The organism is Shinella sp. R2-11 (assembly GCF_055330205.1).
In genome coordinates, this window is record NZ_JBVAPC010000006.1 from 104197 (window position 1) to 127745 (window position 23549).

The 23549-nt window shown below is 66.1% G+C and carries 20 protein-coding genes; 9 read left to right on the forward strand and 11 right to left on the reverse strand.

Annotated features, from left to right (window positions below; translation table 11 throughout):
- Window positions 1-2 precede the first annotated feature (2 nt).
- The 6 genes from ACZ1A1_RS16360 to ACZ1A1_RS16385 all read right to left on the reverse strand — a co-directional run bounded on the left by ACZ1A1_RS16360 (window position 3) and on the right by ACZ1A1_RS16385 (window position 5536).
- Window positions 3-1544, reverse strand: coding sequence for a Na+/H+ antiporter subunit D (locus ACZ1A1_RS16360; protein WP_463620716.1), 1542 nt, complete (start codon window positions 1542-1544; stop codon window positions 3-5).
- Between the two features lie 17 nt (window positions 1545-1561).
- Entirely contained in the window at window positions 1562-1939 is a 378-nt protein-coding gene (locus tag ACZ1A1_RS16365; RefSeq protein WP_460929673.1) for a Na+/H+ antiporter subunit C, read from the reverse strand.
- Window positions 1939-2358 carry a Na(+)/H(+) antiporter subunit B gene (locus ACZ1A1_RS16370; protein ID WP_463620717.1) on the reverse strand — a complete coding sequence of 140 codons (420 nt, stop codon included), beginning with the start codon at window positions 2356-2358 and terminating at the stop codon, window positions 1939-1941. The genes ACZ1A1_RS16365 and ACZ1A1_RS16370 overlap by 1 nt, the downstream gene beginning before the upstream one ends.
- Window positions 2359-2506: 148 nt before the next feature.
- Complete coding sequence (locus ACZ1A1_RS16375) at window positions 2507-4846, reverse strand: putative monovalent cation/H+ antiporter subunit A (RefSeq protein WP_463620718.1); 2340 nt, start codon at window positions 4844-4846, stop codon at window positions 2507-2509.
- A gap of 46 nt (window positions 4847-4892) precedes the next feature.
- Window positions 4893-5288 carry a type II toxin-antitoxin system VapC family toxin gene (locus tag ACZ1A1_RS16380; protein ID WP_463620719.1) on the reverse strand — a complete coding sequence of 132 codons (396 nt, stop codon included), beginning with the start codon at window positions 5286-5288 and terminating at the stop codon, window positions 4893-4895.
- Window positions 5285-5536, reverse strand: coding sequence for a type II toxin-antitoxin system VapB family antitoxin (locus tag ACZ1A1_RS16385; protein WP_463620720.1), 252 nt, complete (start codon window positions 5534-5536; stop codon window positions 5285-5287). Before ACZ1A1_RS16385 ends, ACZ1A1_RS16380 begins: the two co-directional genes overlap by 4 nt.
- A gap of 117 nt (window positions 5537-5653) precedes the next feature.
- Between ACZ1A1_RS16385 and msrB the strand changes: the two genes are divergently transcribed.
- Window positions 5654-6061, forward strand: coding sequence for a peptide-methionine (R)-S-oxide reductase MsrB (gene msrB, locus ACZ1A1_RS16390; protein WP_313194106.1), 408 nt, complete (start codon window positions 5654-5656; stop codon window positions 6059-6061).
- 1 nt (window position 6062) lies between these two features.
- On the opposite strand, the gene ACZ1A1_RS16395 is transcribed toward msrB, so the two are convergent.
- Entirely contained in the window at window positions 6063-6566 is a 504-nt protein-coding gene (locus ACZ1A1_RS16395) for a GNAT family N-acetyltransferase (protein ID WP_463620721.1), read from the reverse strand.
- Between the two features lie 130 nt (window positions 6567-6696).
- Between ACZ1A1_RS16395 and ACZ1A1_RS16400 the strand changes: the two genes are divergently transcribed.
- The gene (locus ACZ1A1_RS16400) at window positions 6697-7197 is read left to right on the forward strand and encodes a hypothetical protein (protein WP_463620722.1); all 501 of its coding nucleotides are present in this window, start codon (window positions 6697-6699) and stop codon (window positions 7195-7197) included.
- A gap of 6 nt (window positions 7198-7203) precedes the next feature.
- Here the strand turns inward: ACZ1A1_RS16400 and trhA are convergent, their stop codons facing one another.
- Both trhA and ACZ1A1_RS16410 read right to left on the reverse strand, forming a co-directional pair.
- Window positions 7204-7860 (reverse strand): PAQR family membrane homeostasis protein TrhA, encoded by a 657-nt coding sequence (gene trhA / locus ACZ1A1_RS16405; protein WP_313194103.1) that lies wholly within the window; start codon window positions 7858-7860, stop codon window positions 7204-7206.
- A gap of 115 nt (window positions 7861-7975) precedes the next feature.
- On the reverse strand, window positions 7976-8299 hold the full coding sequence (locus ACZ1A1_RS16410; protein WP_313194102.1) for a TraR/DksA family transcriptional regulator: 324 nt from the start codon (window positions 8297-8299) through the stop codon (window positions 7976-7978).
- Between the two features lie 297 nt (window positions 8300-8596).
- On the opposite strand from ACZ1A1_RS16410, the gene ACZ1A1_RS16415 reads away from it, so the two are divergent.
- Window positions 8597-9457 (forward strand): VOC family protein, encoded by an 861-nt coding sequence (locus tag ACZ1A1_RS16415; protein ID WP_463620890.1) that lies wholly within the window; start codon window positions 8597-8599, stop codon window positions 9455-9457.
- Window positions 9458-9810: 353 nt separating this feature from the next.
- Here the strand turns inward: ACZ1A1_RS16415 and ACZ1A1_RS16420 are convergent, their stop codons facing one another.
- A complete protein-coding gene (locus ACZ1A1_RS16420) occupies window positions 9811-10218 on the reverse strand; it encodes a DUF930 domain-containing protein (protein ID WP_415216174.1) in 408 nt (135 codons plus the stop codon).
- Between the two features lie 163 nt (window positions 10219-10381).
- Here ACZ1A1_RS16420 and ACZ1A1_RS16425 point away from each other — a divergent pair, with 163 nt between their 5' ends.
- From ACZ1A1_RS16425 to ACZ1A1_RS16435, 3 genes are all read left to right on the forward strand, one after another.
- Window positions 10382-11509, forward strand: a complete 1128-nt coding sequence (locus ACZ1A1_RS16425; protein WP_463620723.1) for an AI-2E family transporter — start codon at window positions 10382-10384, stop codon at window positions 11507-11509.
- Between the two features lie 92 nt (window positions 11510-11601).
- Complete coding sequence (locus ACZ1A1_RS16430; protein ID WP_313194132.1) at window positions 11602-11913, forward strand: metalloregulator ArsR/SmtB family transcription factor; 312 nt, start codon at window positions 11602-11604, stop codon at window positions 11911-11913.
- Between the two features lie 314 nt (window positions 11914-12227).
- Window positions 12228-14321 (forward strand): S9 family peptidase, encoded by a 2094-nt coding sequence (locus ACZ1A1_RS16435; protein ID WP_463620724.1) that lies wholly within the window; start codon window positions 12228-12230, stop codon window positions 14319-14321.
- A gap of 279 nt (window positions 14322-14600) precedes the next feature.
- Here ACZ1A1_RS16435 and ACZ1A1_RS16440 read toward each other — a convergent pair whose 3' ends face one another.
- A complete protein-coding gene (locus ACZ1A1_RS16440; RefSeq protein ID WP_463620725.1) occupies window positions 14601-16613 on the reverse strand; it encodes a caspase family protein in 2013 nt (670 codons plus the stop codon).
- A gap of 190 nt (window positions 16614-16803) precedes the next feature.
- Between ACZ1A1_RS16440 and ACZ1A1_RS16445 the strand changes: the two genes are divergently transcribed.
- The 3 genes from ACZ1A1_RS16445 (at window position 16804) to ACZ1A1_RS16455 (ending at window position 23547) form a co-directional block, all read left to right on the forward strand.
- A complete protein-coding gene (locus tag ACZ1A1_RS16445; protein WP_463620726.1) occupies window positions 16804-18429 on the forward strand; it encodes a protein adenylyltransferase SelO in 1626 nt (541 codons plus the stop codon).
- 602 nt (window positions 18430-19031) lie between these two features.
- Entirely contained in the window at window positions 19032-21365 is a 2334-nt protein-coding gene (locus ACZ1A1_RS16450; protein WP_463620727.1) for a glucose/quinate/shikimate family membrane-bound PQQ-dependent dehydrogenase, read from the forward strand.
- 505 nt (window positions 21366-21870) lie between these two features.
- Complete coding sequence (locus ACZ1A1_RS16455) at window positions 21871-23547, forward strand: ABC transporter ATP-binding protein (RefSeq protein ID WP_463620728.1); 1677 nt, start codon at window positions 21871-21873, stop codon at window positions 23545-23547.
- Window positions 23548-23549: the final 2 nt, after the last annotated feature.

Genomic DNA, 23549 nt, shown 5'->3' on the forward strand with positions numbered 1-23549 from the left:
GGTCAGTTCACCCCCGGAAAGACCGAGCCGAGATAGGCCCGCGGATCGGAAAGCCCCTCGGCGGCGTGCTGGACGGTCGAGAGCAGCGCCTCCGGGAAGAGGCCGAAGACGACGGTGAGCGCCGTCAGCGCTGCCAGCGGCAGGAGCGCGCTTATAGGGATCGCTTCGGCCGGCAGGGCCTCCCCGGCGGGGCGCCAGTAGGCGAGGAGGAAGACGCGGCCGAGCGCGATGGTGGTCAGGAAGCCGGTGAGGAAGACGGCCGCCGTCAGCCACCAGGCGCCGATGTCGATGGCGGCCTTTGCCACCATGACCTTGGGCCAGAAGCCGGAGAACGGCGGCAGGCCGGAGACGGCGAAGAACAGCACCAGCGACAGGGCGGAAAAGAGCGCCGAACGGGTATAAAGCCCGCCGAGCCGGTTGAGGTCGAACGAGCCGGCGAGCCGTCCCGCCAGCCCCGCCGCCATGTAGAGCGCGGTCATGACCACCATGGAATGCAGCGCATAGAAGATCGCCCCGCCGATGCCGCCGGGGCTGCCGAGCGACAGGCCCGCCAGCATGACGCCGATGCCGGAAATGACGACATAGCCAAGCAGCCGGCGGATATCGCTCTGCCCGAGCGCGCCGAGCGCCCCGACGAGCATGGTGGCGACGCCGGCAAGCGCGATGACGAAGCTCAGCGCCTCGCGCTCGACGGGAAAGAGCATGACCAGCGTGCGCAGCAGCGCATAGATGCCGACCTTGGTGAGAAGGCCGGCGAAGAGCGCGGAGACGACGACCTTCGGCGTGTGGTAGGAGGCCGGCAGCCAGAAATTCACCGGGAAGGCCGCCGCCTTCATGGCGAAGGCGAGGAGGTAGAGCGTGGCGAGCGTCATCAGCGGCAGGTTTTCACGCCCGGCCGCCGCCTTGGCGGCGATGTCGGCCATGTTGAGCGTGCCGAAGACGCCGTAGAGATAGCCGGTGGCGATGAGGAAGAGCGTCGTCGCGATGAGGTTGAGGAAGGCATATTTGATCGCGCCGTCGATCTGGCGCGGCTCGGAGCCGAGCGTGATGAGGCCGAAGGACGAGATCAGCAGCACCTCGAACCAGACATAGAGGTTGAAGATGTCGCCCGTCAGGAAGGCGCCGGAAACGCCGGCCATCAGGAGCAGCAGGAACGGGTAGAAGCCGTAGCGCCGGCCGCTGCCGTCGATATCGGCGAGCGCATGGACGCCGCCCGCCAGCGCCACCACCGCGCCGGAAAGCGCGAAGAGCACGCCCGTCAGGTCCGCCGTGAAGGCGATGCCGAAGGGCGGCAGCCAGCGGCCCATGACCATGGTGACCGGCCCGTTCGCCGCGACATGGGCGAGCAGCAGCCCATCGAGCGCGACGAGCACGGCGAGCGCCGGCACGGCGATCCAGCCCTGCACATGCAGCGACTTGCGCAGCATCAGCAGCACCGCGCCGATAAGGATGCACCAGGCGGGCGGCAGCACGACCAGCCAGTCGGCGGTCGCGACCGGCGTCGTGACGAGGGCTACGGAAAGGTCTTGCGGGTTCACGGCCATTGGCGGGTCGGTTCCTGTCAGTAGCCGGTCGGCGGGAGGGGCTCGTCCTCCGGCTCCGCCAGGCGCATCTCGTTGCCGTTGTCGGTGCCGAGGTCCTGGTAGGCGCGGTAGACGAGCACCAGCAGGAAGGCGAAGAAGGAGAAGGAGATGACGATGGCCGTCAGGATGAGCGCCTGCGGCAGCGGATTGGCGGTGAGCGTCGCCGGCACGTCGCGCCCGGCCGGGATGATCGGCGGTACCTCGCGCAGGATGCGGCCATTGGTGAAGAGCAGGAGGTTCACCGCATTGCCGAGCAGCACGACGCCGAGCAGCACGCGCACCAGGAACTTCGACAGCATCAGGTAGACGGCGGCGGCGAAGAACAGGCCGACGAGGAGGATGAAGGGCACTTCCATCAGACGTCGTCCTCCGCCTCGAGCGCCAGCGCGATGGAGGTGATCGACCCTACCACCACGAGATAGACGCCGGTATCGAACAGCATGACGCTGGACAGCGGGATCTCGACGCCGAGCACCGAGGGATAGATCCACAGCCCCGTCATGAAGGGCACGGCAAAGAGGATGGACATCAGGCCGGCGATGCAGGCGATGAAGAGGCCGAAAGCCGAGATCGCCATCGGATGGAACCACAGCGCGCTGCGCACGGCCGCAATGCCGTTGGCGATGCCGAAGATCGCCAACGCCGACACCGCGATCAGCCCGCCGATGAAGCCGCCGCCCGGCTCGTTGTGGCCGCGCAGCAACACGAAGATCGAGAAGAGCACCATGAGGGCGGTGAGGAATGGCGCGACGGTGCGGAAGATGAGGGTGTTCATGGGCGGACGCCTCCGGGGGCGGCGTGCCCGAACGCCTTCCCGCCCAGACAGGAGCGTCGCCCGGGAACGGAAAACTCCGCGCCCAGCCCCTTCTCCCCGCTTTGCAGGGAAGATGACCGGGGGGCCATTGGAACGTGCAGACGCACCATCATACGTCCCCCCTCGCCCTGCCGCCCTTGCGGATGCGGATGATCGACAGGATCGCAAGGCCCGTCACCATGACGACGGCGATCTCGCCGAGCGTGTCCGTGCCGCGGAAATCGACGATGATGACGTTCACCACATTGGCGCCGTGGGCGATGGTTTTCGAATAGAGGTTGAAGAAATCGGTGAGCGCCGTGTCGAAGCGGCCCTGCGTGACCTTGAGGAGATAGAGCGCGAAGCCGAGGCCGCAGGCGATGGCGATGGCGGCGTCCGGGATCTTTTCCCTCAGCGGCCGGTGGTCGCGCGGCGTCAGGTGCAGGCGCGTCATGACGAGGGCGAGGATGACGACGGAGAGCGTCTCGATCATGAACTGGGTGAAGGCAAGGTCCGGCGCGCCGAAGAGCAGGAAGAGCAGCGCGACGCAGAAACCCTGGATGCCGAGCGCGACGATGGCGGTAAGCCGGCTCTTCGCCGTCAGCACCGCGCCGATGCCGACGACGGCGAGCACGACGACCGCAAGCTCGTGGAACGGCATGCCGGCCGGCCAGACCGGCAGGCGCGGCCATTCGCCATAGACGGCGGGCGGCACGAGGAGCGCCAGCGCGACCGCCGCGAAGGTCGCGGTCATGTAGATTTCCATCCGGCCCGGCTGGGTGAGGCGCGTGACGAGTGACGCGCCGCGCACCAGCCCGGCCATCACCTGGTCGAAGCCCCTGTCCGGCCCCCAGCCGATATCCTCGACCAGCCGGTCCGCGGCGGCGCGGGCCTTGTCGAGCGACAGGAAGACGACGACGCCGAAGGCGACCGTGACGGCGGAGAGGAGAAGCGGCATGCCGAAATGCGGCACGGCCGAGATCGTGACGACCTCCGGCTTGCCGGCGATGGCAGAGGTGAGCGGCGAGGTCAGCAGCGCATGGGCGGTGGCGGAGAAGACGCCGATGGTCAGCCCCTTGATCGCCAGCAACATCGGGCCGGCCCAGAGCAGCAAGGGGCCTTCATGCGGCTTCTTCGGCGTTTCGACGGGCGCGCCGAGGAAGGGTTTCAGCGCCACGGCGAAGGCGACGGCGAACATCAGGCCGTTGCCGATAATGGCCGCCAGCGTGAAGGCGATGGCGCGGAGGCTCCCGCCGGAAAGCGCGACATAGATCTCCTCCTTGGCGAGGAAGCCGAAAAAGGGCGGCAAGCCGCCCATGGAGAGCGCGGCGATGAGCGCGGCGAGATAGGTGACGGGCATGGCGCGGGCGAGCCCGCGCAGTTTCGTGATGTCGCGCGTGCCGGTCTCGTGATCGACGATGCCGGCGACCATGAAGAGCGCGCCCTTGAAGAGCGAATGGGCGACGAGATAGAGGGCTGCGGCCGCCGCCGCATATTCCGAGCCGAAGCCGGTCAGCAGCACGAGGAGGCCGAGCGAGGCGACCGTCGTATAGGCGAGCATCAGTTTGAGGTCGCTCTGGCGGATGGCGAGCACGCTGCCGACGAGCAGCGTCAGGCCGCCGAAGGCCGGCAGGATCGTCTCCCAGGCCAGCGTGTCGCCGAGCACCGGGTTGAGCCGCATCAGGAGATAGATGCCGGCCTTCACCATGGTCGCCGAATGCAGGTAGGCGGAAACCGGCGTCGGCGCCTCCATGGCGTTCGGCAGCCAGAAATGGAACGGGAACTGCGCCGACTTGGTGAAGGCGCCGCCGAGAATGAGGAAGAACAGCGGCAGATAGAAGGGGCTCGCCCGCACCTCATCGCCGAAGGACATCAGCAGCGAGAGCTGCGTGACGTCGGTGACGTCCCAGAGCAACAGCAGGCCGGCGAGCAGGAAGAGCCCGCCCCCGCCGGTGACGACCAGCGCCTGCAGCGCCGCGCGGCGCGCGGCCGCGCGCGTATGGTCGAAGCCGATCAGCAGGAAGGAGGTGATCGAGGTCAGCTCCCAGAAGACGAAGAGCATCAGGAAGCTGTCGGAGGCGACGAGCCCGAGCATCGAGCCCATGAACATCAGGATGAAGGAGAAGAACCGCCCCTGGTGCGGATGCCCCTTCAGGTAGCCGCCGGCATAGAGCACGATCAGCGTGCCGATGCCGGAGATCAGGAGCAGGAAGGCAAGCGACAGGCCGTCGATCAGCCAGGAGAAGCTGACATTGTAGGACGGCACCCAGGCATAGCCGCCGGTGATGACCTCGCCATGCGAGACCTCCGCGTTGAAGCCGAGGAAATGCAGGAAGACGGCGAGCGGGACGAGCGCCAGCGGCCAGGCGGCATTGTGGCCGAGAAGCCGCGTGAGGGCGGGCGCGATCAGCGCGCCGAGAAACGGCAGACAGAAGGCAGCGAGAGTCAGGCCCATCGTGTCCGGCGTCATCCCTCTCCCCATCCGCGGGCTTCGCCCGTCGTTATCCCTCAAAGCATCAGAGTGCCGTTTCTACGTCGGTATGAATGAAATCGCCACCCTTGAACAGCAAGGGCGCGGCGTTTTCACGCGCCAATGCATAGGAGAAGCAGTCTCCATAGTTCAGATGCGCCGCATGTCCCGTGCCGCGCCCGAAGCGCCGGAAGGCGTCGAAGGCGATCTCGGCCTGTTCGGCCGTCACCGGCGCGACGCGAATGCCCGCCCGCAGCAGGAACGCATCGAGCGCATTGACGCCCGGCGCGCCGTAGCGGGCGAAGAGCACCATCTTCGTTTCCAGCAGCGTCGCCGCGCTGAGGAGGCGCGCGGGAGCGCGCTCGATCGCCTCGTTGAAAACCCGTCGCTCCGGTTCGTCCGTCAGGATGGCGAAGAGTGCGGAGGTGTCGAGCACGATCATCGCGGCAAGCCGCTTTCATCGTAGCCGAGAATCTCGTCGGGCGTGCGTGGATCCAGCACCGGCAGGCTCGCGCAATCGAGAGCGATGCGGTCGAGCTGGTCGGCAAGCCGGGGCGCATGGGCATGGCGCACACGCGCCAAGCGCTCCTCGATGGAAATCTTGACAGCCTGCGTCAGGCTCTCGCCGGTCGCCGCGGCGAGCTGGCGAGCGAGGCTGTGCGCCTCGTTGTCCTTGATATTGAGAGGCATAATTTCCTCCATCATTAATAATATGGAGGATAGGAGGAAACGCGGTGAATTTCAACCACGCGCGCCAATTGTCTTGCCACAATCGCCGTCTTATCTATGGCTCGACAGGAGGACGCCATGAGCGACACGACGACATTGAAGGTTCACAAGACCAAGGAAGAGTGGCGGCAGGTTCTGACGCCGGAGCAGTTCCGCATCACGCGCGAGCACGGCACGGAACGCGCCTTCTCCAGCCCCGACTTCGACCTTTCCAAGAAGGGCACCTATCGCTGCATCTGCTGCAACAGGCCGCTCTACCGGTCCGAGGCGAAGTACAATTCCGGCACCGGCTGGCCGAGCTTCTACCAGCCGATCGAGCCAGGCGCGGTCACCGATCATTCCGACTATTCCTACGGCATGACGCGCACGGAAATCCGCTGTGCGGACTGCGACGCCCATCTCGGCCACGTCTTCCCGGACGGCCCGCCGCCGACGGGCCTGCGCTATTGCATGAACGGCGTGGCGCTCAGCTTCGACGAGGACTGAATTATCGTGCAGGAACCTTCAGTTCCATGCAGGTCAGGTCCAGCCAGCGGCCGAACTTGATGCCGACCTCGCTGAAGCGGCCGACGACGCGGAAGCCGAGCTTTTCGTGCAGCCTGATCGAGGCGGTGTTCTCCGCCTCGATGCCGGCGATCATGACATGGATGCCGTTGAAGCTCGCCCGGTCGATCAGCGCCTTGAGAAGACGCTTGCCCGTTCCGGTGCCGCGCGCGTCCTTCTGCACGTAGACGGAGTGCTCCACGGTATGGCGATAGCCATCGAAGGCGCGCCAGTCTCCGTAGGAGGCATAGCCGAGCACCTGCCTGCCGCGGACCGCGACGAGGACCGGAAAGCCGCGCTCGCGGCGGGCCGTGAACCATGCCCTGCGGTTTTCAAGATCGACGACGGCCTCGTTCCAGATCGCAGTCGTGTTGGCGACGGCATCGTTGTAGATGTCCATGATGCCGGGGAGATCGGCCTCCGCGGCGTCGCGTATCGTGATGTCCATGGTTCCCCCCTGCCTTTGCCCATGCCATACAGGAGGAGCGGGAAAGCTGTCCAGCCTCGTTCAACGGCAGGTCGAAGAAACACCCGCTCTCATCCGTTCCCCGCAGGACATCGTCGACGAGTAGCCCGCCGTGCAACGCTTCCTTTTCCTCTTCCTTCTCCTTCTCCCCGCCGCAGCCCTCGCCGCCGGCTGGGAGCCCTATGCCAATCCACGCTTCGGCTTCGCCGTCGAGATCCCGCCGGGCTTCGCGATGGTGCAGGAGGCCGGCAACGGCGACGGGCGCACCTATGCGCGCGGTGCGGCGACCCTTGCCATCTGGGGGCACTATCTCGCGGAGGGGGATTTCAAGGACGAGGTCGCAGGGCGGCGGGAGACCTACCGGAGAGAAGGCTGGGACATCAGCTATGACCGAGAGACAAACGGTTGGGCCAGCCTGTCGGGCACGCGCGGCAACACGATCTTCTATCATCGCGTGATCCGGCTCTGCGACGATGCCGTCTCGTCCTTTGTTCTGGAGTTTCCAAAGGCATCGAAGCCGGAATATTCCCCCATCGTCAGCAAACTTGTGAAAACCCTGCGTCCGGCGGAAGGCTGCTCCAGCGCGCAGGGCGCTGCGCCGGCCGTGCAGTAAACAGGATCAGATGCCGGAAACGACGCTGGTGACGACGGCCGAATAGTGGACGGCCGCGGCCGCGACGACGAAGGCGTGCCAGATGGCGTTCTGGAAGCGCAGGCGCTCCCAGACATGGAAGATGACGCCGACCGAATAGAGCAGGCCGCCGACGACGATCAGCGTCAGGGTGGCGACGGAAAGATGCGTCAGCAGCGGGCCGGCGGCGAAGACGCCGCTCCAGCCCATGCCGAGATAGATGAGGATCGCCAGCCTGTCGTAGCGGCCGGGAAAGAGGAACTTCAGCGCCACGCCCGCCCCCGCCATCACCCAGATGAAGACGAGCATGCCGGCGAGGAACGGATCCTCGATGCCGCGCTGCAGGAAGGGCGTATAGGTGGCGGCGATCAGCACGAAGATCGCCGAATGGTCGAAGCGGCGCAGGTGCCACTTCACCGTCGAGACCGGCCACAGATTGTAGGCGAAGGACGTCGCCAGCGCGAGGACGAGGCCGATGCCGTAGACCCAGGCCGCGGCCAGCTGTCCGCTCGTCGCCCAGACCGTGGCGTAGAAGATGAGGGCGGTGACGCCGACCAGCGCGAAGACCACCCCGACGCCATGCACGATGCCGTCGGCGATCACCTCGTAGCGGTCATAGTCCCATTTGATGCCCTTGATTTCCATGGGTGTCCTGCCTGTAATAGCCTTCCCCCATGGTCTCGCGTTTTCGCCTCGCAGGCAAGATTTCCCGCGCCGCGCGGCCATCACGAAAGTTTGCCGCGCGACATGGAGCCCGCCCTCACTGCCGCGCGATGCATTCCTCGCACAGGGCCGCATGCGGCACGGCGGCAAGGCGCGCGGGCGAGATCGGCTCGCCGCATTTGGCGCAGATGCCGAAGGTCCCGGCCGCGATGCGGTCGAGGGCGGCCTCGATGGCCTCAAGCTCCTTGAGACCCGTCGTGCCGAATTCTTCCAGCACCTCGTCGTTCTCGCGCTCGATGGCGCGGTCGCCGCTGTCGCCGCTCTTGAGCGTGTCGAGATCCTTCTCGATCTTGTTCAGGCGGCCGTAAAGCTCGCGTTTGCGGGTGAGAAGAATGTCCTTGTAATGCGCCAGGTCCTTCACGATGCGGGTCTCCTTTTTTCGATGGGCGTGAAACTGGCATTGCCATTGTCAAACGGCATTGATCGGAATCAAGTCCCGGCCGCGCTTCGTCAACGCCATGTTGACAGTAAATCGCCGAAACGCCATCTTTCGTGAACGCTGCGGCTCCGCCATATTCCTCCCGACAGAACGGTTTCCGAGGGAAACCGAGACAGGGATCATATCATGACGGACCTCGACAGACGGACATTCCTCGGCGCCGCCGCCGCGGGCATCGCCGCCGGCAAGGCCGGGCCCCTTCGCGCGGAGACCGCATCCATGACAGACAATGCCAATCACGCCGTCGACATGCCGGCCTTCGTCGACCATTCGCACCTGACGGTGATCGACCTGCCGATGGTCTCTTCCTTCTACCAGAAGGTCATGGGCCTTTCGGTGCTCGACGGATCGGCCTCGGGCGAAACGCTCGGTGTCGGCGAGCGGCCGCTGCTCACGCTGACGACGGGCAGCAACGCCGCCCGCGCTCCGCGCAATGCGCCCGGCCTCTTCCACACCGCCTTCCTCGTGCCGGACCGCCGGGAGCTCGGCCGCTGGCTCGCCCATGCCGCCCATAACGGCGTGGCGTTGACCGGCGCGTCCGATCACCTCGTCAGCGAGGCGATCTATCTCGACGACCCGGAAGGCAACGGCATCGAGATCTATCGCGACCGCGACCGCGCCGAATGGACCTATGTGCCGGACGGCACGGTGAAGATGGCAACGCACCGGCTCGACCTGCAGGCGCTCTACGACGAGGCGCCGAAGGACGGCTGGACGGGCCAGGAAAACGGCACCGTCATCGGCCATATCCATTTGCAGGTCTCCGATATCCCGCAGGCCGATGGCTTCTTCCGCGACGTGCTCGGCCTCGACGTCATGGCGCGCTATCCGGGCGCGAGCTTCTTCGCCACCGGCAGGTACCACCACCATGTCGCGGCGAATGTCTGGAATTCGCGCGGCCAGCCGAAGCGCGAGAGCGGCATGACCGGCCTTTCGGACTATACGATCCGCTTCAACGACCCGGCAAAGCTCGAAGCGGCGACGAAAAAGCTCGACGCTCTGGCGATCCCCACCACCCGCTCGGGCGGCGCGGTCTCGCTGGTCGATCCATGGGGGATCGGTCTGAGGCTTTCGGCCTGAATTGCAGGCACCCACCATGACCACCGGCGCATGAAGGATGCGCCGGCGTCGTTTCCGCCCCATCCGCCCCACCCACTGACGTCATCCTCGGGTTTGCCCCGACCATGACGACGGAGAGGAATTGCGGTGGCGAAGAGGATATGCCGCACCGGTTTCCCCAGCCAATGACCATGCATGTGGCAAGTCACCATGCCTGCGGGCACAGCTTTCGCATATGAAAAGGGGCCGTTACCGCATCTCCCTTCTCCCCGCCTACGGGGAGAAGGTGCCGGCAGGCGGATGAGGGGCATGCCATATACGACAGCCTCGCCGCCCGCAGGGAGAGGCCGATCACTCAAAAGTTACCGGCGATCTCAATCGTAGAGATAATGCTCGGCCCAGTCCTCGTGGGGCACCTGGTCGCCGATCTTGTACTTGAAGGCGTGGATGTCGAGCCGGTCGGAGCTCGCCTCGCACTTGTAGGACAGGCGATACCATTCGCCCCTGCTGCGGAAGACGGCGCCCTTCGTCTTGAAGGTCGTGCCGTCGAGCTTGGGGTCGCCGAAGGCGTAGGCGATCACCTTGTCCGGGCGGAAGCCGGCCCTGCCGCTGATCTCGTCCATCGCCTCGATATCGCAACGCTGCTCCAGCCGTTCGTCCGGGGTCAGCTTCTGCAACTGGTTGCGCACGCGGGTGTCTATCGCCAGGGCTGGCTCGGCGAAAAGCGGCGCGAACGCAAGGGTGCAAAGGGCGATATGGAGCCCGATTGCATGCGGTTTCAACACTCTGCCTCCTCTTCTTGGCGTCATGCCTGACGTCTTAATTCGGGGTTAACGCGCAATATGTCGATTTGACGACAGGCTGCAACCTACCCAAGGTTTCATGAGACATCGCTGGAACTTATTGTCGCGACCGGCGTTTGTAGCGCGAAATCGGGGGTGCGTCATGCATGACATAACCGGAAAACCGGCCGAACGCCGGCTCTTGCAGGGCAGTATCGAGCAGGAAACGCTCGCCGCGGTCGGCAAGCCGCGCCGCTACGGGCTCGACATCGCCGCCGCCTGGGCGGCCATCGGCATCTTCTTCATCATGGCGATGGGCGTCGTCTATCTCATGGCGCCGATCCTCACCCCGCTCTGCCTTGCCGTCGTGACCGGCCTCATCTTCGGCGTGGCGGCGGAAAAGCTGAACGACCTCGGCATTCCGCCGCTGCCGACCGCGCTGCTGCTGGCGGGGCTGTTCGGGCTCGGCGTCTTCTTCGTGGCCGGCATACTCGCCGATCCGATCGCCCAGCTCGCCGCCAATGCGCCGGACCTCGTGCGCGGCGCCTACGATCGCATCACCCCGCTCTTTTCCCGCCTCGGCTGGCTGAACATCAGCCCGCAGATGTTCGAGAGCGGGCAGATGTCGATGGAAAAGGTGCTGGAAAACACCGGCAGCGTGCTCAGCATCGTGTCGGGCAGCCTGACGCCCGCCCTCCTGCAGGGCATGATCTTCTTCGCCGCGCTGGTGCTCTTCCTCTCGGCGCGGCTGAAGCTGCGGCAGATGCTCATCATGTCCTTTCCGCGCCGCAGCCAGCGGCTGACCACCATCCGCATCATGAACGCCATCGACAGCGCGCTCGGCTACTATTTCGCGACGGCCTCGCTGGTCTATGCGGCGCTCGGCGTCGTCACGGCGCTGATCACCTGGGGCGGCGGGCTCGCCATGCCGGCACTGTGGGGGCTCTTCGCCTTCATCTCCAGCTTCGTGCCGTTCCTCGGCGTCACGCTGATGACGATCTCGCTCGCCATCGCGGGCCTCCTGACGCACGAGACGCTGACCATGGGCCTCCTGCCGGCGCTCGCCTTCTTCCTGGTGCACCTGACCATGGAGAACCTCATCATGCCGGCTGTGATGGGAAAGCGGCTGGAGGTCAACGCCTTCATCATCTTCACCGCCATCATCTTCTGGACCTGGATGTGGGGAGCTGCCGGCGCGATGCTGGCCCTGCCCCTTTCCATCATCGGCATGACCATCGCCGACGAGCTGCGCCCCGCAAAACGCCGCGCCAAGCCCAATCTGCCGGGCTGACAGGGTTGGTTCTTGGTTAACATATGGTATAATATAAAATAGACTACTAATGTATGGAGTAACCTGTGGTCATCATCCCGTTCCGGGAGGCAATGCCTGCCTCGCGGGCCCGGGCCATTCGTGCGGCAAGAGTTGCCAGCCTCTTGAAATCACTGGCCCACCCGGCCCGACTTATGCTGGTCTGTACACTCTGCGAAAGAGAATCCTCCGTCAGCGAACTGGAAGAGGAACTCTGCGTCCACCAACCCACCCTTTCCCAGCAGCTCAACGTGCTGCGCGAGGCGGGACTGGTGGAATCGCGCCGGGAAGGCAAGCAGATATTCTACAGACTGATAGACGAAAGAGCCGTCCAGCTGGTCGGCGCGCTGAGCTCCATCTTCTGCGCGGAGGCGAAGCCCCTCTGAGGGCCCGCCTCCCGCGCCTTGTGCGGCATGCCGGGGCGGCCTGCCGCCGGCTTCCTTGTGCCTTTCCCATGCCCGCGCGCGCAAGCCGCGGGCCGCTTCCACGTGTACGCGCCCACTCCTTCGGACGCATGCGGCGGGACCTTGCCGCTTGATGCGGCGGGCGGGGCTCTCTATCTGTTTCATCCCTACCTGGAGCATTTCCGCTTTTCTCCGAATCGCGAAAACGCTCTGACTTTTCGTTTCTACGCAATTCCGGACGCAAAACCGCTTCGCACTTTTGCTCGAATTGCTCTACCGATTTGCGGAGTGAACCCTTGTCCGTCTTCAAAAACCTGCCCGCCGCCCCCCTCGCCGCCAGGAAGCCCGTTTCCGACACCCGCCACGGCATCACCCGCACCGACGACTATGCCTGGTTCCGCGACGAGAACTGGCAGGCGATGTTCAAGGACCCGTCCATCCTCCAGCCGGAGATCCGCGCCCATCTGGAGGCGGAAAACGCCTATATGGCCGCCGCCATGGCCGATACCGAGGCATTGCAGAAGACGCTGTTTGCCGAGATGCGCGGGCGCATCAAGGAGGACGACAGCTCCGTGCCGGTGAAGGACGGCCCCTTCGCCTACGGCACGTCCTTCGTCACCGGCGGCGAGCAGCCGCGCTATTTCCGCGAGCCGCGCGAGGGGGGGACACGCACCGTGCTGCTCGACGGCGACAGGGAGGCCGAGGGCAAGGACTATTTCCGCCTTTCCGGCATCGACCATTCCACCGACCATTCCGTCGGCATCTGGGGCTATGACGACAAGGGCTCGGAATATTTCACGCTGAAGGTGCGCGACCTTGCGACCGGCAAGGACCATGCCGACGAGATCGTCAATTCGGGCGGCGGCGGCGTCTGGGCGCCGGATGCGAAGAGCTTCTTCTACACCGCGCTCGACGAGAACCACCGCCCCTCGAAGATCTATCACCACATCCTCGGCGAGCGGCAGGAAAACGACCGTCTGGTCTATGAGGAGAAGGACGCGGGCTTCTTCATGTCGGTCGGCGGGTCACTGCTCGACGACTTCATCTATATCGACATCCACGACCACGAGACGAGCGAATATCGCCTCCTCTCGACCAAGGACCTGACGGCCAACCCTGTCGTCGTCGCCCCGCGCCAGACCGGCCTCGAATATTCGATGACGGAGGGCGGCGACGTCTTCTACATCCTCACCAATGCCGACGGCGCGAAGGACTTCAAGATCATGCAGACGCCGGTGACGGCGCCCGGCCGCGAGAAATGGACGGAGGTCGTGCCGCATCGTCCCGGCACGCTGATCCTCAGCCACATGGCCTTTGCCCGCCACCTCGTCTGGCTGGAGCGCCACGAGGGCCTGCCGCGCATCGTGGTGCGCGAGCGGGAAAGCGGCGCGGAACATGCCATCGCCTTCGCCGAGGAGGCCTATTCGCTCGGCCTTTCGGGCGCGGCGGAATACGACACCGACGTCATCCGCTTCTCCTATTCCTCGATGACGACGCCCTCGCAGCTCTTCGATTACAATATGGTGACGCGCGAGCGCACGCTGCTGAAGACGCAGGAGGTCCCCTCGGGCCACAACCCGGACGACTATATCACCCGCCGCGTCTTCGCCCCCGCATGGGACGGCGAAAAGGTGCCCGTCACGCTGCTCTACCGCAAGGACACGCCTCTCGACGGTTCCGCCCCGTGCCTCCTCTACGGCTACGGCGCCTACGGCATCACCATCCCGGCGTCCTTCAACACCAACTGCCTGTCGCTGGTCGACCGCGGCTTCGTCTATGCCATCGCCCATATCCGCGGCGGCAAGGACAAGGGCTTCGCCTGGTACGAAGACGGCAAGATGGACAAGAAGACCAATACGTTCAAGGACTTCATCGCCGCGGCGGACTATCTGAATCAGGAGAGGTTCACGTCCTACGCGAACATCGTCGCCGAAGGGGGCTCGGCCGGCGGCATGCTGATGGGCGCCATCGCCAACATGGCGACGGAGAAGTTCGGCGGGATCATCGCCGCCGTGCCCTTCGTCGACGTGCTCAACACGATGCTCGACGACACGCTGCCGCTCACCCCGCCGGAATGGCCCGAATGGGGCAACCCGATCGAGAGCAAGGACTTCTACCAGCTGATGGCGAGCTACTCGCCCTATGACAATGTCGGGCAAAAGCCCTACCCCGCCATCCTCGCCCTTTCCGGCCTCACCGATCCGCGCGTGACCTATTGGGAGCCCACCAAATGGGTGGCGCGCCTGCGCGAGAAGACGACGGGCAGCGAGCCCATCCTCCTCAAGACCAATATGGGCGCCGGCCACGGCGGTGCTTCGGGCCGCTTCCAGCGGCTGGAGGAGATCGCCTTCGAATATGCCTTCGCGATCAAGGTGGCGGGGAAGATGTAGGGGCGGAAAGCGCCTTCGGCATACCCTTTGCCCTGCCCCACAGAACTTCCCCGGCATTCCTGCAAAATCCGCCAGCATCGCGGGCGCTCCCGAGCATGGCCCCTCATCCCGCTGCCGCGACCTTCTCCCCGCAAGCGGGGAGAAGGGGCAGGAGGAGAGGCTTTCCCTTCCTTTCCAGCGCCGCGTCTTCAGGAAAGCCATGCCTCTGGTTCCCTTCTCCCCGCTTGCGGGGAGAAGGTGCCAGGCGGATGAGGGACGCGCGGCCCGCTCAGGGCGTGTCTACCGGAACGCCCCCACGCATTCCTGCAGGTCCGCCAGCATCGCCGTCGAGCCCTTGAGGCTGGTGCGGAGGTCGCCGATGCGCAGGTGCTTGCCACGTTTCAGCGCCTCGACAACCGAGCGGTCGCTGCCGAGGTCATAGGCGATTTCCTGACGATCGTAGGCCTTGCCGGCGATGGCGTGGCCCTCGCCGTCGTCGATCCAGTATCTCGCATCCTTCGCATAGGCGTCGGCATGGTCGTAGGCCGGGTCGCGGAAGCCGAAGGTCAGGTGGCCGTCGCCGTACCAGCGGAAGGCGGCGTGGCGCTCGCCCCCCTCGCGGCGCGTGGCGCGGCAGTTGAGGAAGCGGCCGTCGTCCGCGAAATCCGCGACGACGTCCCAGCCGCCCACCGAGCGGGCCGCGCGGTAGGGATCGGCAGCCGCGCCGTAGCCGCTGCCGGCATCGGCGGATGCGGCCCCGGCATAATCGGCCGTCTGCGCCGCATGGCCGACCGCTTCCTCCGCCATCGGGAAATCGCGCAGCGCCTCGCGATAGCGGTCGTAATAGCCGAGGCGGCGCACGTCGACGAAGTCGAATTCGTAATCCTCCTGCGCGCGCACCGAATTGTCGCGGAAGCGCACGAGGCCGCGGACGTGCAGGCAGCCCTCGCCGCAGGCGATCTCATCGACATATTCGCGGGCATTGTCGTCCGGCGTCTTCAGCGCGACGGCGAGGCTATGGCGGCGCTCGTCGCTGATCGCGCGGAACATCAGCGACTGGGCGTAGCCGCGGCGATCCTCGTCGAAATAGGCATAGATCGCCCGTTCCTCGCTCGGGCTGAGATCGTCCCGCCGCGCCACATGGATGCGCCGCTCGGGAATGCCCGCGGCGGTAACGACGTTGCGCAGCCGCTCGGGCGAATAGGTGGTGGTGAAATAGGAAACGTCCTCGCAGCCTTCCGGCGGGGGCCAGAAGGTGAAGTCGGCGAGCACGAGCTGGCCGTCCTTGTAGCGGTCGGAGAGGCGCCGGTCGCTCCTGTCGAAGGAGAGCCGCCCGCAGGGATCGTCCCGGTCGTTGGAGAAGGTCAGATAGGGCAGGCTGCCGAGGTCCTCGTGCGTTTCCTCGAATTTCCGGCCGAGAAGGTCGATCTTGCGCCGCGCGACGGCCGAGAAGATGCCCTCCGGGTAGCGGCTGAGATAGCGGTCATAGGCCTCGCGGTTATCGGAAAGCGCGGCGAATTCGTAGAAGGCGATCTCCGCCGCATCGGCCTTGCCGTCCTTGGGGCTCAGGGCGAACTTCCCATAGTCCGCACTGCTCTGCCAGACCGTCTGCCGGCCCGCGCTGCGCTCCCTGACGATCTCGCCCACCTTGCCGAAGGCCTCGTCCAGCGTGATGCCGGGAATGCTGATCGCATCCGCGAAGGCCGAGGCGAAGGGGCTGATCGGCGCGCCCTCGTAGTCGTAGGTCGTGCCGGGGGCGGCGGCATAGGCATAGTGGACGCCCTCCGCGTTGCCCGGCTCGGCCAGCCCGTCGGGAATGTCGCGCAGCGTCAGGAACGGGTTGCCATGCGCGGCATCGAAGAGCACGACCTTGAGGCCGGTGCCGATCCTGCGCAGGGCGGCCGTGACCTCGGAAACGGCGAGCGAGCGGTTGCGAAGGCCCGTCAGCGTGCGGCCGGAGGCGTCGGTCGGCAGGAGGTAGTTATCGCCGTCGATCTGCACCGCATAGCCGGAGAAATAGACGAAGAGCACCGGGTTCTCCGCCTTTTCCGCGATCCGGGTGAAATTGTTGAGCGCCGAGAGCATGCCGAGATTGTCGACGTCGGTGGCGCGCGTCACGTCGAAATCGACCCGCTCCAGCGCCTCGCCGACGAGGTCGATGTCGTTCAGCGGGTTCTGCAGGTGTTCGGCATCCTCGTATCCGGCATTGCCGATGAGGAGCGCATAGCGCTCGGCGGCCAGCGCCGCGGGCGCCGCAAGGACGAGAAGACAGGCGGCGAGCGCCGCGACCAGGCGATGGACATTGCGCTGCACGACACCCCTCCGAAACGAGCGGGTCGGCCGCGATGGCCGCTCCGCGTCCCCACACCCCATGCTGAAGAGAAAAACGTCTCGATGCGACCGCTTATTCAGCAGACGGTAATTTTTCCCCTCTTCACGAAAACCTTTCGTTCCGGCGCGCAAGACCCTATCTGATAGGGAAGGCAGCAAGGGATGGACGATCATGAGCGGTGCAACGACGGCAGCGGCGGACAAGACCCGCCCCATTCCCTTCGACAACAGCTATGCGCGGCTGCCGGACGCCTTCTTCGCGCCGGTCGATCCGACGCCGGTGGAAGCGCCACGGCTGATCCGCTTCAACCGGGCGCTTGCCGAAGAGCTCGGGCTCGACGCCGATGCGCTGGAGCGGCACGGTGCGGCCTATTTCTCCGGCAATACACCCCTGCCAGGCTCGCTGCCGCTCGCCATGGCCTATGCCGGCCACCAGTTCGGCCAGTTCGTGCCGCAGCTCGGCGACGGGCGGGCGATCCTGCTCGGCGAGGTGATCGACCGCGCCGGCAGGCGCCGCGACATCCAGCTCAAGGGCGCCGGCCAGACGCCCTATTCGCGGCGCGGCGACGGACGGGCGGCGCTGGGGCCGGTGCTGCGCGAATATATTATCAGCGAGGCGATGCATGCGCTCGGCATCCCGACGACGCGGGCGCTCGCGGCCGTCGCCACCGGCCAGCCGGTCTATCGCGACCGGGTGCTGCCGGGCGCGGTCTTCACCCGCGTCGCCTCCAGCCATGTCCGCGTCGGCACCTTCCAGTTCTTCGCCGCGCGCGGCGATACGGAGAACGTGCGCGTGCTGGCGGACCATGTCATCGACCGGCACTATCCGGAGCTGAAGGGCGCGGAAAAGCCCTATCTCGCGCTGCTCGACGCGGTGGCCGAGCGGCAGGCTTCGCTGATCGCCAAGTGGCTCGGCGTCGGCTTCATCCATGGCGTGATGAACACGGACAACATGACGATCTCGGGCGAGACCATCGATTTCGGCCCCTGCGCCTTCATGGACCGCTACGACCCGCGCACCGTCTATTCCTCCATCGACCATGGCGGGCGCTATGCCTTCGGCAACCAGCCGATGATCGGCCAGTGGAACATCGCCCGGCTCGCCGAGGCGATGCTCGCCATTCTCGACGGCGACCAGGACAAGGCGGTGGAGGCGGCGAACGCGGCCGTCGGGCGCTTCATGGAGCGCTTCCAGGCGCATTGGAAGGGCGTCATCCGCGCCAAGGTCGGGCTCGGCGACCATGAGGAAGAGGGCGACCAGGCGCTGATCCGCGACCTGCTCATCCTTCTTTACGAGCAGAAGGCCGATTATACGCTGGCCTTCCGCCGGCTGGCGGATGCGGCGGGGGAGGAAGACCCCTCCCCACCCCCTCCCCACAAGGGGGAGGGGCTTAACGAGCCGCGTCCTCAGCGTTCCATCTTGAAGGATGAGCAAGCCTCCTCCTTCTCCCCCCTTGTGGGGGAGATGCCGGCAGGCAGAGGGGGCCTTGCGGGCCTCATGGAAGACCCCGGAGCGCTCACGCCCTGGCTTGCCGCATGGCGCGCACGGCTGGCGCGCGATGCCACCTCCCCGCAGCACCGCGCGGCGGCGATGCGCCGGGTCAATCCCGCCTTCATCCCGCGCAACCACAAGGTCGAGGAAGCGCTCACGGCGGCGGTCGACCATGGCGATTTCTCGCTGTTCGAGGCGTTGAACGACGTGCTCACCCGCCCCTACGAGGACCAGCCGGCCTTTGCCGCCTATGCCCAGCCGCCGAAGCCGGGCGAGGAAATTGCCGCGACCTACTGCGGGACGTGAGAGGCGGAAGATCGGGCCGCTGCATCTCGTGCCTGCCCCTCATCCGGCCTGCCGGCCACCTTCTCCTTGGCTGCGGGGCGAAGGAACGCTGGGCTCGCCCTGTTGCCCCATGAATGAGGCTCCCGCGACGGGCATTCGGCGCGGGGTGGTCGTTCTGCCTGCCTGCGTGGGCTATCCCAATATGAGAGTATGACGTGGCCGCTCTTCCTTTCTCCCCTCAGGAGAAGGTGGCCCGAAGGGTGGATGTGGGGGCACGTGCAAAACTTGTTTTTTTGCCTTCGGCATGCCCCTCATCCGCCTGCCGGCACCTTCTCCCCGCAAGCGGGGCGAAGGGGATATGCCGTGCCGGTTTCCCCAACCAACGACCATGCGTGGAGCACGTCCCCTCTCCCCGCTTGCGGGGAGAGGGTCAGGGTGAGGGTGAGGGGCGATGCAGATGCGAGCGCGTCCACTCTCCAAGAAAATACTTCACAAGTATAATTCCCGCGTTACCCTCCGTTGCATTGAAGCGTCACGCTTGTGCCCTAGTTTCAACGGCGTCCCTCCTTGAGCCGGACGTCATGTCGGCATCTCCCCGGCCGGCATCGCAAACGGAGATCATCATGTTGCTCACGCTGACCGCTGTCCTCTTCACCATCATAGGACTGGTGCTGACGGGCGGAGGCGGGTGGCTGCTGTCGCTCGGCGGCAGCCCCTACTATCTCGTCACCGGCCTTGCCTTCCTCGTCACCGCCGCCCTCCTCTTCCGCCGCTCGGCGGCGGCGCTCTGGCTCTATGCCCTCATCGTCCTCGGCTCGCTCGGCTGGGCGATCTTCGAAGTCGGCTTCGACTGGTGGCAGCTCGGCCCGCGCGGCGGCGTCATCGTGCTGCTCGGCCTGTGGCTGATGCTGCCGGCCATCCGCCGGCCGCTCGGTTTTGCGAGCCCCACCGGCACGCCCTACCCCGCCTCGGCGATGCCGCTTGCCGTCGCCGTCCTCGTCGCCATCGCGGTCGCCGGCTATTCGATGACGCAGGACCCGCACGACCTTGCCGGCAGCCTGCCGAAGGAGATCGCCAATGCGACGCCCGCGCTCGGCGGCAACGTGCCGGCCGGCGAATGGCACCAGTACGGCCGCACGCAATACGGCCAGCGCTATTCGCCGCTCGACCAGATCAATACCGATAACGTCTCCACGCTGAAGGTCGCCTGGCAGTACCAGACCGGCGACGTGAAGCTGCCCGACGACGTCGGCGAGACCACCTACCAGGTGACGCCTCTGAAGGTCGGCGACACGCTCTACATGTGCACGCCACACAACTGGGCGATCGCGCTCGACGCGGCAAGCGGCAAGGAGAAGTGGAAATACGATTCCAATTCCGGCATGAACCCGGACCGCCAGCACCAGACCTGCCGCGGCGTGACATATTATGCCGATCCGGCCGCCACCGCCGGCACGGCCTGCGCCACGCGCGTCTACCTGCCGACCTCCGACGCCCGGCTGATCGCGCTGGACGCTGAGACCGGAGACGTCTGCACCGGCTTTGCCGAGAACGGCGTGCTGCACCTCGAAAAGGGCATGCCCTACAATCCGGCCGGCTACTATTACTCCACCTCGCCGCCCGTCATCACCGACGGCAAGATCATCATCGGCGGGGCGGTGAACGACAACTATTCCACCAAGGAACAGTCGGGCGTCATCCGCGCCTTCGACGTCAATTCCGGCGCGCTGGTCTGGAACTGGGATTCCGGCAATCCGGACGTGACGACACCGCTGCCCGAGGGGCAGGTCTACACCGTCAACTCGCCGAATTCCTGGTCGGTGTTCAGCTATGACGAAGCGCTCGGCCTCGTCTATGTCCCGCTCGGCAACCAGGTACCGGACCAGCTCGGCATGGGGCGCAGCGAGAATGTGGAGAAGTTCTCCTCCTCCATCGTCGCGCTCGACATCAAGACCGGCGCGCTGCGCTGGGTGCGCCAGACGGTGCATCACGACCTGTGGGACATGGACGTGCCCGCCCAGCCGGCGCTGATCGACATCACCCGGGACGGCACGAGCGTTCCGGCCCTCGTCGGCGCGACCAAGCAGGGCGACATCTACGTGCTCGACCGGCGCACCGGCGAGCCGATCATCCCGGTCAAGGAAGTGCCCGCGCCGACCGGCGCGATCCCGGAGGATTTCTCCGCGCCGACCCAGCCGGTCTCCGACCTCACCTTCATGCCCGATCCGCTGACCGAGAAGAACATGTGGGGCATCACCATGTTCGACCAGATGATGTGCCGCATCGACTTCCTGTCGATGAAATACGAGGGCCGCTACACGCCGCCCTCGCTGCAGGGCACCATCGTCTATCCCGGCAATTTCGGCACGTTCAACTGGGGCTCGGTCGCGGTCGATCCCGAGCGGCAGGTGATGTTCGGCATGCCGACCTACCTCGCCTTCACCTCCCGCCTCGTGCCGCGCGACCAGGTGCCGCCGAAGGGGCAGGACGAGAAGGGCTCCGAGCAGGGCCTCAACCGCAACGACGGCGCGCCCTACGGCGTCTATATGGGTCCGTTCCTCGGGCCGCTCGGCATTCCCTGCCAGGCGCCGCCATGGGGCTATGTGGCGGGCGCCAACCTTGCCACCGGCGAGATCGCCTGGAAGCACAAGAACGGCACGGTCATGGACATGACGCCGCTGCCGCTGCCCTTCAAGGTGGGCGTGCCCGGCATCGGCGGCCCGATGATGACCAAGGGCGGCGTCGCCTTCCTCGGTGCGGCGGTGGACGATTATCTGCGCGCCTATGACGTGACCACCGGCCGCCAGCTCTGGGAAGCCCGCCTTCCCGCCGGCGGACAGGCGACGCCCATGACCTACACGGTCGGCGACAAGCAATATGTGCTGATCGTCGCCGGCGGCCACGGCTCGGTGGGCACAAAGCCTGGGGATTACGTGATCGCCTATACGCTGCCGTAGGGGGGTGTAGGGTTCATCCCCGTCTACCCTGCCGAGCATCCCCCACAAGGGGCTGCCCGGCAGGGAGTTCGGCGCTGCCACGCGCCCCTCATCCGCCTGCCGGCACCTTCTCCCCGCAAGCGGGGCGAAGGGACTTGGGGCATATGTTTCCCCGCACAAGATTGAGGAAAGCCTCGCATCCTCCCCTTCTCCCCGCCTGCGGGGAGAAGGTCCCGGCAGGGGGATGAGGGGCCTCTCCAGCGCGAGCATGCAAGGCTTTACACCGCCCTACCCCCTCATCCGACCCTACGGGCCACCTTCTCCCCGAGGGGGAGAAGGAAAGAGCGGCAACGTCGTACTCCATGGGCTACAGCCTACCCAGTGAGGATATCCCCGGCAGGGCGGAGGAATGGCCGCGGCAAGCGCATCGACCTTGCCGTGACCACGGAAAGCCCGGTACTGGGTTGCCACCCGACGCCGGTCTTACCATTATGCCGCCCTGCCCATCCTCCCCGGGAGATTCGCCATGAAAGACGACTGGCGGCTGATCGCCGCGCCGGTGAAGATCATCCTTGCCAATTACGGGCGTTCCTCGCGCGGCCTCCTGGCGCTGGTCGCGGTCATCGTCTTCCTCTCGGCCGTTTCCGCCGTCGCCGCGCCCTATCTCTTCTCGCGCCTCATCGATGCCATGGCCGCCGACCGTTTCGCCGAGGGACTGGCCGCCGGCCTCGTCGTCTATGCCCTGCTCATCGGCATCGCGGCGGCGCTGCAGCACATGGTGCAGTATCTCTCCTACATGAGCGCGGAGAACCTCAGCTTCATCGCCAGCACCAGCCTGTTCGACCGGCTGCTGAGGAAGACCGCCAGCTTCTTCGTCGAGCACAACCCGGCCGAGATCGAAGGCGCGCGGCGGCGCGGACAGGGCGCGCTGATGACGCTCGTGCAGCTCGGCCTCATCGTCTTCATTCCGGGAGCGACGCAGATCGTGCTCGCGCTCGCCATGCTGGGCGCGACCATCAATATCGAGGTCGTGCTGATCGTGCTCGTCTATGGCACCGGCTTCGTCGCCCTCACCGCCCTTGCCAACCGCCGCACGCGCCGCTTCCTCGACGCGGCCATCGAGGCCGGGCAGGAGAACGCCAAGTTCGTCGGCAACGCCATGGCGGCGATGGAGACGCTGCGCCATTTCGGCAGCCACGGCTGGATGCAGGCGCGCTTTGCCGGCAAGGCCCGCGAGGAGCGCGACAACTGGGCCGCCTTCTGCCGCCGCCGCATCGGCTACAGCGCGGTGCTCGGCGCGGGGCTGGCGCTGCAATTCGTCGTCACCTTCCTCCTGCTCCTGCCGCGCTACCGGGCGGGCGAGCTCAGCGTCGGCGATCTCGTCCTCTTCAACACGCTGCTGCTCCAGCTCAACATGCCCTTCGAGATGATCGGCCATGCGCTGGACGACGTGGTGCGCGCGCGGGCCTCGCTGCTGCCGCTCGCCCGCATCTGGGCCGCGCCGGAGGAAGAGGATGCCGCAACGCCCGGCGGCTTCTTGCCGCGAGACGGCCGCCTCGCCTTCGAGAAGGTCTCCTATGCCCATGAAAACGGCCGGGGCATCGCGGATATCAGCTTTTCGGCGACGCGCGGGCGCATCACCTATCTCGTCGGCGAGACCGGCTCGGGCAAGTCGACGCTGCTGCGCCTCGCCCTCAAATCGCTCAGCCCCGCCTCGGGCCGCATCGCCGTCGACGGCATGGACCTCGAAGCCGTCTCCCAGCGCGACTGGTACGCCGCCGTCGGCATCGTGCCGCAGGAGCCGACGCTGCTCAACGACACGCTCGCCGTCAACATCGCGCTCGGCCGGCCGATGGACCCGGAGCGGCTGCGGCGCGCGGCGGAGAAGGCGGCGATCCTCGCCTTCGTCGAGACCCTGCCCGACGGTTTCGAGACCATGGTCGGCGAGCGGGGTATGAAGCTCTCCGGCGGCGAGCGCCAGCGCATCGCCATCGCCCGCGCGCTCTATGCCGATCCGCAGTTCCTCTTCCTCGACGAGGCGAGCTCGGCGCTGGACGAGGCGACGGAGGCAGAGATCATGCAGCACATCCGCAGCCTTGCCGGCGACGTGACCATCCTTGCCGTGACGCACCGCAAGAGCGTGATCGCCCCGCGCGACCACGTCGTCACCCTCGGCGCCGGGCGCATCGAGAGCGAGACCTGAGA

Coding starts and splice junctions, on each gene's coding strand:
- ACZ1A1_RS16360 (WP_463620716.1), bottom strand. CDS start 1,544: ATGGCCGTGAACCCGCAAGACCTTTCCGTAGCCCTCGTCACGACGCCG.
- ACZ1A1_RS16365 (WP_460929673.1), bottom strand. CDS start 1,939: ATGGAAGTGCCCTTCATCCTCCTCGTCGGCCTGTTCTTCGCCGCCGCC.
- ACZ1A1_RS16370 (WP_463620717.1), bottom strand. CDS start 2,358: ATGAACACCCTCATCTTCCGCACCGTCGCGCCATTCCTCACCGCCCTC.
- ACZ1A1_RS16375 (WP_463620718.1), bottom strand. CDS start 4,846: ATGACGCCGGACACGATGGGCCTGACTCTCGCTGCCTTCTGTCTGCCG.
- ACZ1A1_RS16380 (WP_463620719.1), bottom strand. CDS start 5,288: ATGATCGTGCTCGACACCTCCGCACTCTTCGCCATCCTGACGGACGAA.
- ACZ1A1_RS16385 (WP_463620720.1), bottom strand. CDS start 5,536: ATGCCTCTCAATATCAAGGACAACGAGGCGCACAGCCTCGCTCGCCAG.
- msrB (WP_313194106.1), top strand. CDS start 5,654: ATGAGCGACACGACGACATTGAAGGTTCACAAGACCAAGGAAGAGTGG.
- ACZ1A1_RS16395 (WP_463620721.1), bottom strand. CDS start 6,566: ATGGACATCACGATACGCGACGCCGCGGAGGCCGATCTCCCCGGCATC.
- trhA (WP_313194103.1), bottom strand. CDS start 7,860: ATGGAAATCAAGGGCATCAAATGGGACTATGACCGCTACGAGGTGATC.
- ACZ1A1_RS16415 (WP_463620890.1), top strand. CDS start 8,597: ATGACAGACAATGCCAATCACGCCGTCGACATGCCGGCCTTCGTCGAC.
- ACZ1A1_RS16425 (WP_463620723.1), top strand. CDS start 10,382: ATGCATGACATAACCGGAAAACCGGCCGAACGCCGGCTCTTGCAGGGC.
- ACZ1A1_RS16430 (WP_313194132.1), top strand. CDS start 11,602: ATGCCTGCCTCGCGGGCCCGGGCCATTCGTGCGGCAAGAGTTGCCAGC.
- ACZ1A1_RS16445 (WP_463620726.1), top strand. CDS start 16,804: ATGAGCGGTGCAACGACGGCAGCGGCGGACAAGACCCGCCCCATTCCC.
- ACZ1A1_RS16450 (WP_463620727.1), top strand. CDS start 19,032: ATGTTGCTCACGCTGACCGCTGTCCTCTTCACCATCATAGGACTGGTG.
- ACZ1A1_RS16455 (WP_463620728.1), top strand. CDS start 21,871: ATGAAAGACGACTGGCGGCTGATCGCCGCGCCGGTGAAGATCATCCTT.